The following is a 12083-nucleotide window of genomic DNA, read 5'->3' on the forward strand; positions in this document are numbered from 1 at the left end:
ATGAAATATAACAAATTAATTTTATTGCCACGATTTTTTGTGCGATAGATAAAGTATATCTTAAAAAAAGCTTGCTTTCTGTCTAATTGCCAATCATTATCATTTGCATCAAGTTTAGATATATCTATTTTTTCACGATGGCGACGGATAACATCACTATGACAGAAAAAAAATACCCACAGCGTGTGCGTAATGAACTGCGTTTTCGCGAATTAACCGTGTTACGCGTTGAGCGCATCGGCGCCGCTTTTCAGCGCATTGTGCTGGGCGGTGAGGCGCTGGAAGGCTTCTCCTCACGCGGCTTTGACGATCACACCAAACTGTTTTTCCCTCAGGCCGGCGAACGTATCGCCCCGCCGACCATGACCGACGAGGGGATTGTCTGGCCTGATGGTGTACGCCCGCAGTCGCGGGACTACACGCCGCTCTATAACGCCGAGCGTCACGAGCTGGCCTATGACTTCTTTATTCATGATGGCGGCGTGGCAAGTTCATGGGCGATGAGTGCCAGCGTGGGGGATACGCTAACGATTGGTGGGCCGCGTGGTTCGCTGGTGGTGCCGGAGGATTACGCCTGGCAGCTTTATATCTGCGATGAATCGGGTATGCCTGCGTTGCGCCGCCGCCTGGAAAGCCTGCGCCAGCTGCCGTCGTGCCCGCAGGTTAAGGCCATTGTGACGATCGCGGATGAGGCGTATCAGGACTATCTGGCGGAGTTCAGCGAGTTTGATATTGAGTGGGTGGTGGGTCATCACGAACAAGCCGTGGCCGATAAGCTGGCGACGCTCTCTGTGCCTGCGGAGGATTATTTTATCTGGGTGACCGGAGAAGGCGCGGTGGCGAAATCGCTGGTGAGGCGTTTTGAAAATGACGCGATTGATCAACAACTGGTGCGGACTCAGGCGTACTGGCATAAGAAGTAAGTGCGTTGGTTTTGTCGGGTGGCGCTGCGCTTACCCGACCGACAAAAGCTGAAAACGCGGTGTGTCGGGTGACATCGCATTTGCCAAATTCCGACTATGCTTTGCCGAAAAAAAACGTATTGCCTCACCCGGCGCGGCGACCCGCTTATAACCTCTCGTAATAACACATTCCTTTTTGTTGTTTGCTATCTATCACTCATTCCCGATATCGTCTGGACGTCCATACTTCTAAACCGCTATTTGGCAGACGAATGATAGTACTCAGGAATATTTCAAAGATTTTTAACCCTGGAAAAGGGACGATTACGGCGGTCGATAACGTCAACCTGAGCATTGAGCAGGGGCAGATTTACGGCATTATCGGCTACAGCGGCGCGGGAAAAAGCACGCTGATTCGCCTGCTTAACGGGTTGGAAAAACCCACCACGGGCAGTGTTGTCATTAACGGGCAGGATATCTCCGCCGCGAAAGGCGAAACATTGCGCCAGGCACGCCTCAAAATCAGCATGGTATTTCAGCACTTTAACCTGCTCTGGTCGCGCACGGTCAGCGAAAACATCGCCTTTTCAATGCAAATTGCCGGGGTACCGAAAGCCAAAATTCGCGCTCGCGTGGCGGAACTGGTTGAGCTGGTGGGCCTGAAGGGGCGTGAAAATGCCTATCCTTCACAGTTAAGCGGCGGGCAGAAGCAACGTGTGGGTATCGCCCGCGCGCTGGCCAACAACCCGGACGTGCTGCTGTGCGATGAAGCCACCTCGGCGCTCGACCCGCAAACAACCGATCAAATTCTCGACCTGCTGCTGGATATCAACCGCCGCTTCCGTTTAACCATTGTGCTCATCACCCATGAAATGCACGTGGTGCGCAAAATCTGCGACCGCGTGGCGGTGATGGAAGACGGCAAAGTGGTGGAAGAGGGCGATGTGCTGGAGGTCTTTACCCATCCGCAAAAACCGATTACCCAGCAGTTCGTGCGCCAGGTAAGCCAGTACGTCGAAGAGGAGGCGTTTAACCCCGATCTCACCGACGGCCTGACCGGCAGCATTATCAAGCTGACCTTTACCGGGCAGACGACCCATCGCCCGGTCGTCGGTGAACTGACGCTGCGCTATGGCCTGCCGTTCAACATTCTGCACGGCAAAATGACGCAGACTACGCACGGCGCGTTTGGTCAGCTCTGGCTGCACGTGGTGGCGAACCCGGAACAACTGAAAAGCATCCTCGCAGATTTGCAGGAAACCGGCATCGACAGCGAGGTAGTGAAACATGGCTGAGCAATTCTTACCGCATCTGAAATGGGATGCCCTGTGGGCCGCCACCCAGGAGACGCTCTACATGACCGCGCTTTCCGGCGTGGCGACGTTTGTCCTCGGCATCGCGCTCGGGCTGGCGCTGTTTCTGACCGCCAAAGGCGGGCTCTTTTATAACCGCCCGCTGTACAGCGTGATTTCGGTGGTGGTGAACGTCTTCCGTTCCATTCCGTTCATTATTTTGATTGTGTTGCTGATCCCGTTTACCAAAACGATCGTCGGCACCATTCTCGGCGCGAACGCGGCGCTGCCCGCTCTGATTGTTGGCGCGGCTCCGTTTTATGCGCGACTGGTCGAGATTGCCCTGCGTGAAGTCGACAAAGGGGTGATTGAGGCAACCCGTTCTATGGGCGCACGCCTGTCGACGCTGATTTTTCGCGTCCTGCTGCCCGAATCTTCCCCGGCGCTGGTTTCCGGTATTACCGTCACGCTGATTGCGCTGGTGAGTTACAGCGCAATGGCGGGGGTGATCGGCGCAGGTGGCTTAGGGAATCTGGCTTATCTGGAAGGATTCCAGCGCAACCACAATGACGTCACGCTGGTCGCGACGGTGACTATTCTCATCATCGTTTTCATCATCCAGTTCTGCGGCGACGTACTGACTTCTCTGTTAGATAAACGCTAATAACACACACAGGAACCATCATCATGAAAAAGACACTTACGCTTATCGCCGCCGCCACTCTGAGCGCCCTGAGCTTTGCTTCCTGGGCTGATACCCTGACCGTGGGGGCGTCCAACACGCCGCACGCGGAAATTCTGGAGCAGGCGAAACCGATTCTGGCGAAGCAGGGTATCGACCTGGAGATTAAACCGTTCCAGGACTACATCCTGCCGAACACCGCGCTGGCAGGTCGCGACATTGACGCCAACTACTTCCAGCACATCCCGTATCTGAACAGCGTGCTGAAAGATCATGCGGGCGATAAAGATTATGATTTCGTGAGTGCCGGGGCGATCCACATCGAGCCGATTGGTATTTACTCCAAAAAATACAAGACGCTGAAAGACCTGCCGGAAGGCGGCAAAATCATCATGCGTGACGCGGTTTCCGAAGAGGGACGTATTCTGACCATCTTCGAAAAAGAGGGCGTGATTAAGCTGAAGCCGGGGATTGATAAAGTGACCGCGCGTATCGGCGACATCGTGGAGAACCCGAAAAAGCTGCAATTCCTGCCGAACGTCGAAGCGTCTCTGCTGCCGCAGATGTACAACAACGACGAAGGTGCGGCGGTGGTGATCAACGCCAACTACGCGATTGATGCGGGCCTCGACCCGGTGCATGATCCGATTGCGGTCGAGAGCGGTGAAAATAACCCGTATGCGAATATCATTACCGTGCATCGCGGCGACGAGAAGAAAAAAGATATTGTGGCGCTGGTGAACGTATTGCACTCGAAAGAGATTCAGGAGTGGATCCGCACCAAATACAAAGGTGCGGTTATTCCGGTGAATAACTGATCCTTCCGCCCGGTTAACGCCGGGCGTTTCTCTCTCTCCAACACTTCTTTACAGCAATAAGATTGCCAAACCATTTTCGCCCGTTAAGATTAAGCCCGTATTTATACGAGGTAATGATGATTCATCGGCAGCGAAAGGCGATTTTACTGGTAGCCCTTGCATGTCTGGTGGTGCTGGTTTGCACCGCGCAGCGCATGGCGAGCCTGCACGCCCTGACGATGAACGTTGCCTCCGTAAGCCAGACCGTCTCATCGGATGTCGATGCGCCCGTCACGCCTTGCGAGCTGAGCGCGAAATCGCTGCTGGCGTCGCCGCCGGTGCTGTTTGAAGGCGCGCTGTTTGCCGTTGCACTGCTGCTGGCGGTTCTGGCGGCGTTGCCCGTCTTCTTCACGCGCGTCTGGCCTCCTCGCGTTATCTCTCCGCCCCGATTGCGGGTACATCTACGATTGTGCGTCTTCCGTGAGTGAGTTTTAGCCTGCGTTATTCAGGTTAATTAATTACTTACGGAGAAAACCGATGCTTACTTTTTTCAGGCAGCTTCTGCTCTGCCTGGTTTGTCTGTGGCTGCCCGCAAGCTGGGCGGCGGACAGCGGCTGGCTGCGCGCCGCCGATAACAATCACGCCAGCGTGCGGCTGCGCACGCAAACTCTTCCGGGCGGCGATACGCGCCTGCTTCTGGATGTTCAACTGGAGAAGGGCTGGAAAACCTACTGGCGCTCGCCGGGCGAGGGTGGGATTGCGCCCACTATCGTCTGGGATAATGCGCCGACGGTGACCTGGCGCTGGCCGGTGCCGCAACGTTTTGATGTCGCGGGCATTACGACGCAGGGCTATCACGATAACGTTAGCTTCCCCATCACGCTGCATGATGTCAAAACGTCGACGCTGAGCGGTGTGCTGACGCTCTCTACCTGTAGCAATGTCTGTATTCTGACGGACTATCCGTTCTCGCTCGACCTGCGCGACCCGGCGGATAAAAACATCGATTACGACTTCACCCGCGCGATGGGCACCCTGCCACGCGAAGATGGGCTTACCACCACATTGCAGGCGGATTACGCCCCGGGAAAAATGATCGTTACCGCCACGCGTGAGGGCGGATGGCAATCGCCCGCGCTGTTTCTTGATACGCTGGATGGCGTGAGTTTTGCCAAACCCAGTGTCCAGATGAACGGCGATACGCTCACCGCGACCGTGCCGGTGACGGACGAATGGGGCGATAGCGCGCCGGATTTAAAGGGCAAAACGCTGTCGCTGGTGCTGGTGGATAAGGGCCTCGCGCAGGAGAGTACGCGGGTAATTGGCCAGGCGAGTGGGCTGTCGTCAGAAAGCGTGTCGCTGTGGCTGGTGCTGTCGATGGCGCTGCTCGGTGGGTTGATCCTTAACATTATGCCCTGCGTATTACCGGTTCTCGCGATGAAACTTGGCTCGGTATTGCAGGGCGATTGCACGCAGCGCCGCGTAGTGCGGCGGCAGTTTCTGGCCTCGGTGGCGGGGATTGTGGCGTCATTTCTGGCGCTGGCGTTGATGATGACAGTACTCCGCCTGAGCAATCAGGCGCTGGGCTGGGGAATACAGTTCCAGAATCCGTGGTTTATTGCGGCGATGGTGCTGGTGATGGTGCTGTTCAGCGCCAGCCTGCTGGGGCTATTTGAAATTCGCCTCTCTTCAAATGCCACGACGTTTCTCGCCACGCGCGGCGGTCACGGGCTGGCGGGGCATTTCTGGCAGGGCGCATTTGCCACGCTGCTGGCTACGCCCTGCACCGCACCGTTCCTTGGGACGGCGGTATCGGTGGCGCTGGTTGCGCCGCTGCCGAAACTGTGGGGCATTTTCCTTGCGATGGGGATTGGCATGAGCCTGCCGTGGCTGCTGGTTGCAGCCTGGCCGGGGCTGGCGCTGCGCCTGCCGAAGCCGGGCCGCTGGATGAACGTCGTGCGTGTTGTGCTGGGCGTGATGATGCTGGGCTCTGCACTCTGGCTGCTGACGCTACTGAACGCGCATGTTGGGGCCGCCGTCACCTGGGGAATTGGCGGTGTGCTGGCGCTGCTGCTGTGCGCCGCACTGGCCTGGCGCTATCGCGGGCGTGTGGCATTGGGCGCGGCAGGGCTGATGCTGATGACCGCGGCGGCGCTTTTCTGGCTTCCGCAATCATCTTCCCCGATGCGCGACCGAATTGACTGGCAACCGCTGAGCGAGCAGGCGATCCAGACGGCGCTGGGTGACGGCAAGCGCGTGTTTGTCGATGTGACCGCCGACTGGTGCGTCACCTGTAAAGCCAATAAATACAATGTGCTGCTACGCGATGACGTTCAGCAGGCGCTGACTGCGCCGGATGTTGTCGCCCTGCGTGGTGACTGGAGCCGCCCATCCGCCGTCATCAGCCAGTTCCTCCAGCGCCGCCAAAGCGCGGCTATCCCGTTTAATCAAATTTATGGCCCAGGAACGCCGCAGGGCGAGATTCTGCCGCCGCTGCTCAGCCGCGATGCGGTGTTGAATGCGTTATCGAACGCCAAAGGAAAAAACTAATGCGTGTATTTACTCTGATGTTACTGCTGTGCATGGCCACCTTTAGTCAGGCACAAGAATCGGACACCCAATCGCAGCTCACTGAGATGATTTTCAATGATCCGTCCAGCCCGCGTAAAGGCGCGGAAAAACCGGCGCTGGTGATCGTCAATTTTACCGATTACAACTGCCCTTACTGCAAACAGTTTGACCCGATGCTGGAGAAAATTGTGCAGGATTACCCACAGGTGCAACTGATCGTCAAACTGCTGCCGTTTCGCGGCGAAAGTTCGATGACTTCCGCCCGCGTGGCGTTAACCACCTGGCGTCAGCAGCCGGAAAAATTCTGGGCGCTGCATCAGCGGTTAATGGCGAAAAAGGGTACGCACGATGACGCTTCTATTATGAATGCGCAGCAGAAAACCCAGACGGCGGATATCAAAGCGGATGCGCAAAGCACGGACAGCGTGAAGCTGAATCTGATCCTGTCGCAGGTGCTGGGCATTCAGGGAACGCCCGCAACGATCGTTGGCGATCAGCTGGTGGCGGGTGCCATCGCCTATGACGATCTGGAGGCGCTGGTGAAAGAACAGCTGGCGAAAGCCAATGCGCAGTAAATTACGCCGCTGGCTGAAGGATCTGGTTGTCCTGCTGCTCCTGGCAATGGCGCTGATGTGGGGGATGGATCAACTGCGTAAGCCTGAACTCCCGGAGAATGTTTCCGGGATAGCCTTACAGACCCTGGACGGCGAAACCCATTCGCTGGTGGATCTGAGCCAGAAAAAGCCGTTGTTACTCTACGTATGGGCGACCTGGTGTGGCGTATGCCGCTACACCACGCCTGCGGTGGCGCAGCTTTCGCAGGAGGGGCAGAACGTACTGAGCGTGGCCCTGCGCTCCGGAGACGACAACCAACTGGCGCAGTGGATGGCGAAAAAGCACCTGACCCTGCCCGTGGTGAACGACCCGCGCGGCGAGCTTTCCGCGCGCTGGCAGGTGAGCGTGACGCCTACGCTGGTCGTAATCTCACAGGGCCGGGTGGTGAGCATGACCACAGGCTGGACCAGCTATTGGGGTATGCGCGCCCGGCTGTGGTGGAGCGGGCTTTAGTAGGTCACGTTGATGGTGACCGTATCGGCGTAAGTGTCGGGCGTGTAATTCGCGCTCGGCACTGTGGCATACGCATTGTAGGTAATGGTTTGCCCGTTCCCCGTTCCGGCAACTGTATTGGTGCCTGTGCTGTTCCCCCATGGCGCACCGCTGGTTCCGGTGGCGGAGCGAAGCTGATACGGCACCTGATCGCTGTTGCTGGCATTGCCGGTATTGGTTTTCATCACCCCACTACCGATCGTGCTGTTGTTGGACGGTACCAACCCGATGGTATAGGGCGTGTTGTTGGTGCAGGCCACGCCGATACTGTTGCTGGCGCTCAGGTTGGTAGCGGTGAAGGCGGTATCGCCAAAATTGATATTACTCGCCGTGGTGACGTTGCAAAATTTGGTTACAGTAGCCTGGACGTTAAAAGGAAAAGTTGGCCCCTGCGTGGTTCCACAGGTCGTCGGTGGCGCCAGCAGGCCGACGTTGATGGTCATGCTGGCGGTCGCCGCCGTATAGGTATCCTGATAGTTTCCCGGTACGACGGCGGTTTGCCTGGCAGGCACTTTGGCATACACCGTCACGCTCCCCGTCACTGGCGTCAGGTTTAACAAATTAAGCTGGATCGCCGGAACAGTGGTCCCGCTTTGATACTGACTGCCCCAAACCGTGGTGTATCCCGCATCCTGATAAAGCTGATAATCGAGCGTCCCGGCGGGTGGTCCCGCATAAGCCATTCTGCGCGGTATCACTTGCCCGCTGTTTGCTGACGCACCAATGTTAAAGCAGATGGTCACTCCGGCCAGTAAATCGCCGAGCTCTTTAGTACAGCTGTAGTTGAAAGTCATGCTGGTATTGGTATCCGCGCTGCTCAACGGATTAACGTTACCAAAGCTGATGTTTTGCATGCCAGACATTGAGCACACCACCGCTTTGCTGGCCAGCGGGCAGAGCAATAATCCCAACAGTAATACCAGATGAATTAACCGCACATCACGACTCCTGTAGTTAGCGACAGACCAATGGGCCAATTTGCGGGATGCCTTTGGCCTGTCGCGGGTAATCGAATTGCACTGCGCACTTGCCGCCCGGTAGGGCGACTTCCAGCGTATTATGCGGCGACACCATGTCGAAATAGGCCATCCCATCAAAACCGATCATCACCGTATCAGTACTCTTTTGCCCTGGGTTGAGCGTGGCCTGACTACCTTCCTGTAACGCGTGGCCCTGGGCATCCACTAAGACAATCAACGCAGGCTGCGTGGTGGTAATACCAAACTCGACCAGCGTGCCGGAACGATCGGCGGGAACGGCGGCGGTGTTAACGCGGTCGACGCGCGTGTTGGCTGGAAGATTCAGTGTATCGATGCTTATCTGATTGTTTTGATAGCTATTAAGCTGCGTCACCAGCAGCAAGCCGTTGTCGTCGCTGGTGCCTACCACGTTATTTTCCAGCATCACAGGCACATCCGGCACACCTTGTGTGGATACCACCGCAAAGCCATTATTAATTTCACGCGCGGCGAACAAGCCACCGCCCATCATCACCAGTGAACCGGTCGCGCCCGCGTAGGCGTAGTGGTCATCGGGAACACGGTTAAAGCCGGTATAGACCTTCCCGTATCGTCCCTGATAGCCGACTTCGCCCTGGCCGCTGGTTTCAGAGGCCTGTCGATTGGCGGCAATATTCCAGCCCCAGCCGCCTTCAGACGGCAGCATCTGGCTGGCATTCATCATATAGCCCGTCTCATTGTTGGTACGCTGAACGGTTCCGCTGACGGTGCGGTTGTTCTCCAGTGACACCGTGAGCATCAGGTAGACGCTGCTGTCCTGATGATCGTCAAGATTCTGGTTCAGCCCGAGGTTAAGCCAGGTTTTTTCCGTCAACGCTTTCGACCAGTTGGCATTCACATAGCGCAGGTTGCTGTCATGGGGGTAGCGAAACTGCAAATAGCCAACGCTGAAATTGCCGAGTGACTGGGCGTTATAGCCTACTACGGTATTGCTGTTGAGCTCCGGCGGCGCCTGGCCGTAGGCGGTGGCGATGTCGCGGTAGTCGCCGCTGGTGGCGGTGGTTAAGGTATTAAAGCTAAAAATATCGTTCGACCAGCGATAGCCGAGGCTGTACAGCGCGCCGCTTTTTCCTTCATCGCCGCTGAAGGCGAGGGCGACTGAAATCGTACCGCTGCGCGGGCCAGGCACCCAGTCATTACTGATGCCACCGTTTATCAGGCTGTCACTGGCTTCACCGTGTGCTGCAGTGGTGAACGTGTTACTGACACCGTGACGCCAGGTGGCGCTGAGCGCGGGTTTGCTGGCGTAGTCAAACGAGGTGTAACCGTAATTTTCCCGTACCACGCCCAGCTCGGCGGACCACTCGGTTAAGCCTTTTCGCAACAACGACTGATCGTTATAAAACGAAAAATTTTGCACGGTTGTGCGCCCCAGCGCATCGGTCATCGTTACCTGGGCGTTCCCCGCGCCGTTGATATTGGGCAGGGTGTTAATCTCAAAATTCCCGGCAGGGACGTTGCCGTTGTAGTTTCTCACCCCGTTCACGTATAGCTCGACGCTGGAGGGTAACGTGGCAGAACCAAAAAACGCAGGCAGCGGGGTGGTGGGTTGATAGGGCTGCAGGCTGAAATCGGTGCCGATTTGCAGGCCGGCAATACGCGTAGAACGCGACCATGACAGGGCGCTGGTGAGCGTATCCCCCAACGAGATATACAGCATGTTTTCCGGGAAAGAGGAACGCCAATTGGTATCGAGGCGCGTGAAGCCGTTGCTTTGATAACCTGGCGTGCTTTCGGTGGTGTTCTGACTTAACTGGGTCGAGCTGAAAACTCCGGCGGCATTAAAGGCGCGCAGTTCGCTCCACGTGTTGAGGCGCGTTTCATCATCCTGCGCGGCATAGAGATCGTAGTTAAGCAGGAGCCCGCGCGAAATGCTGGCTTGTGGCTGCGCCACGTTCTCTCTTCCGACCTCGGTGGTACCGAGATCCAGTGCACTAAGCGGGGCGTTGAGCGTGAGCGTTTGCTGCTGAACGTTATAATCGACTTTGAGTTGTGGAATGTCATTAAGCGCGCGCGTCTCACCCTCCGGGAGGCCAATCTGGCGGCGTGTAGCGGGGCTGGCGTAAAGCTTTTCATTATGAAAGCGAAAATGCACCAGCCCTTTAGGGTTTCCGTTAACCGTCACATCAAGGTAGAGGTCGATACCTTCATGCTGCGCGTTATCATTCATCGGAATATCCCGCGATGGGTCAGTGTGGGTGCTGTTCGCGACCGCGGCTCCCGATAAACATGTTGCGCTAAGCAAAATGACGTTTGCCAGACGGGAATGCCTTCTACAGATTTTGCACCGCTTTTTGGCCATTAATCATGACTTCGAGTTTTCCGCCAGGCGCAATATTTGCGGCCTTTGGCGCTAATATCCATCGCATAGTTGAACCAGGAAGTACATAGCCAAGCAGCCCCGGCGTAATTTCCCTTCTGGCACCCTGGTGATTGATATAAGTTACGGCGGAGAGTTGCGCATGACTATTTCCGCTGTTACTGACCTCAAGGAAATTATCATTTCCTACACGTTTGACACCCCACGTTAATTTCGCCTCCGGCGTTCCACTGTTTTTCGGTTGAATAAAAACCGGGAGTGAATAATGTAAAACGAATTGTAATTTATTGGACTGTGGCGTGGCTGACGGTAATTCATTAACCGATAACCGATAAGACTCCTCCACGCTGTTTGTTGGGCTCCCCAGGCGAATGACGCGAATCAACTGGCGCTGCCCGGGTTGCAGGGTGAGCATCGGTGGGCTGATGACCAGATCGCGCGAGGCGGTCAGGTTGTCCTGAAAATCGCGCTGGCTCCAGTGAAAGACACGCACCTGCGCGTTAATCGTATTGCTGCCTTCGTTGCTCAGCCAGATGCCGTCTGCATTTTTATCCTGAAGCGTTAACGAGACAGGAGAAACCTGCAAACCGCTGGCCAGGGCGAGATTTTGTGAGGCGATCAATCCTGTCAGGCACAGCCAAACAGCCTGCCTTAAAAAGGTTTTTATTCTCATAAAATTCCGTTTAATCAATAGTTAACGTTAACGGTTACCGTGTCGGCGTAGCTATCCGGGGTGAAGTTTGCGCTCGCGGCGGTCGCGTAGACTGTGTAGGTTTGTGCAACGCCAGTACCGGTACCTGCCACGCCATTGCCCACGGTAGTGGTGGTAGCGGTATTCCCCCACACCGGGCCGGTGGCAGAGGTTTGGTTGAGCTGGTACGGCACTTTATCGGTATTCGTTGCGGCGTTGGCGACAGATGACATTGCCCCGGCACCGCTGGTCCCGCCACCGTTGGCGGTGGAGGGCGCCAGGCCGATAAAGTAGGGCGTTGTTTTCGAGCAGTTCACCGCAATGGTGCTGTTCCCGCTGGTATTGGTGGCGCTGGCATTGACTGAGCCAAGGTTAATATTAGAGGATGCCCCGGCTGTCACGCTGCATGACTTGAGAATAGTAATAAGAACCTGAAAGGTGGCTGTCGCCGTCGCCGCATTGGCTGTTGGAATTACGGCAAATGCAAAGCAGGGAAGAATGAAGCGCAGCAGGGTTGTTGGTTTCATATTCTTATCCTCTACAGGTTATCTTATTTCTTTTCAAAGAAATGGAAGGGGGTTTTTTCTCAATTGGACGTAAGTAAACCTTAGGGTAAGGAAAAGTTTTGCGCCAATCTAAAATAAGAAAATATGCGTATTGATTTAATCGTAAAGATACATCCGGCTTTGTGGTTATTTTATA

12 protein-coding genes are annotated in these 12083 nt (G+C 55.8%); 8 read left to right on the forward strand and 4 right to left on the reverse strand.

The features are described 5' to 3' along the window. The first annotated feature begins 158 nt into the window (after positions 1-158). From NMC31_RS25220 to NMC31_RS25255, 8 genes are all read left to right on the forward strand, one after another. Positions 159-923 (forward strand): siderophore-interacting protein, encoded by a 765-nt coding sequence (locus NMC31_RS25220; RefSeq protein WP_436651292.1) that lies wholly within the window; start codon positions 159-161, stop codon positions 921-923. Between the two features lie 251 nt (positions 924-1174). Then, a complete protein-coding gene (locus NMC31_RS25225) occupies positions 1175-2197 on the forward strand; it encodes a methionine ABC transporter ATP-binding protein (RefSeq protein WP_253899362.1) in 1023 nt (340 codons plus the stop codon). Next, positions 2190-2858, forward strand: coding sequence for a methionine ABC transporter permease (locus tag NMC31_RS25230; RefSeq protein ID WP_108475053.1), 669 nt, complete (start codon positions 2190-2192; stop codon positions 2856-2858). The genes NMC31_RS25225 and NMC31_RS25230 overlap by 8 nt, the downstream gene beginning before the upstream one ends. Positions 2859-2881: 23 nt before the next feature. Beyond that, positions 2882-3694 (forward strand): MetQ/NlpA family ABC transporter substrate-binding protein, encoded by an 813-nt coding sequence (locus NMC31_RS25235; protein WP_149463922.1) that lies wholly within the window; start codon positions 2882-2884, stop codon positions 3692-3694. 116 nt (positions 3695-3810) lie between these two features. Beyond that, positions 3811-4161: a copper resistance protein gene (locus NMC31_RS25240; protein ID WP_253899369.1), complete on the forward strand. Its 351-nt coding sequence runs from the start codon at positions 3811-3813 to the stop codon at positions 4159-4161. A gap of 49 nt (positions 4162-4210) precedes the next feature. Next, positions 4211-6223 carry a protein-disulfide reductase DsbD family protein gene (locus tag NMC31_RS25245; protein WP_253899363.1) on the forward strand — a complete coding sequence of 671 codons (2013 nt, stop codon included), beginning with the start codon at positions 4211-4213 and terminating at the stop codon, positions 6221-6223. Beyond that, on the forward strand, positions 6223-6819 hold the full coding sequence (locus NMC31_RS25250; RefSeq protein ID WP_253899364.1) for a DsbA family protein: 597 nt from the start codon (positions 6223-6225) through the stop codon (positions 6817-6819). Before NMC31_RS25245 ends, NMC31_RS25250 begins: the two co-directional genes overlap by 1 nt. Further along, the gene (locus tag NMC31_RS25255; protein WP_253899365.1) at positions 6809-7312 is read left to right on the forward strand and encodes a protein disulfide oxidoreductase; all 504 of its coding nucleotides are present in this window, start codon (positions 6809-6811) and stop codon (positions 7310-7312) included. Before NMC31_RS25250 ends, NMC31_RS25255 begins: the two co-directional genes overlap by 11 nt. Here the strand turns inward: NMC31_RS25255 and NMC31_RS25260 are convergent. The 4 genes from NMC31_RS25260 to NMC31_RS25275 all read right to left on the reverse strand — a co-directional run bounded on the left by NMC31_RS25260 (position 7309) and on the right by NMC31_RS25275 (position 11908). Then, positions 7309-8289: a Csu type fimbrial protein gene (locus NMC31_RS25260; protein ID WP_253899366.1), complete on the reverse strand. Its 981-nt coding sequence runs from the start codon at positions 8287-8289 to the stop codon at positions 7309-7311. The genes NMC31_RS25255 and NMC31_RS25260 overlap by 4 nt on opposite strands. Positions 8290-8305: 16 nt before the next feature. Next, a complete protein-coding gene (locus tag NMC31_RS25265) occupies positions 8306-10540 on the reverse strand; it encodes a fimbria/pilus outer membrane usher protein (RefSeq protein ID WP_253899367.1) in 2235 nt (744 codons plus the stop codon). Between the two features lie 103 nt (positions 10541-10643). Continuing rightward, positions 10644-11363 carry a fimbrial biogenesis chaperone gene (locus NMC31_RS25270; RefSeq protein WP_253899368.1) on the reverse strand — a complete coding sequence of 240 codons (720 nt, stop codon included), beginning with the start codon at positions 11361-11363 and terminating at the stop codon, positions 10644-10646. A 14-nt stretch (positions 11364-11377) separates the two neighbouring features. Continuing rightward, positions 11378-11908 (reverse strand): Csu type fimbrial protein, encoded by a 531-nt coding sequence (locus tag NMC31_RS25275; protein ID WP_149463915.1) that lies wholly within the window; start codon positions 11906-11908, stop codon positions 11378-11380. Positions 11909-12083: the final 175 nt, after the last annotated feature.

Source organism: Pseudocitrobacter vendiensis (assembly GCF_943590815.1).
Taxonomy (GTDB): Bacteria; Pseudomonadota; Gammaproteobacteria; order Enterobacterales; family Enterobacteriaceae; genus Pseudocitrobacter; species Pseudocitrobacter vendiensis.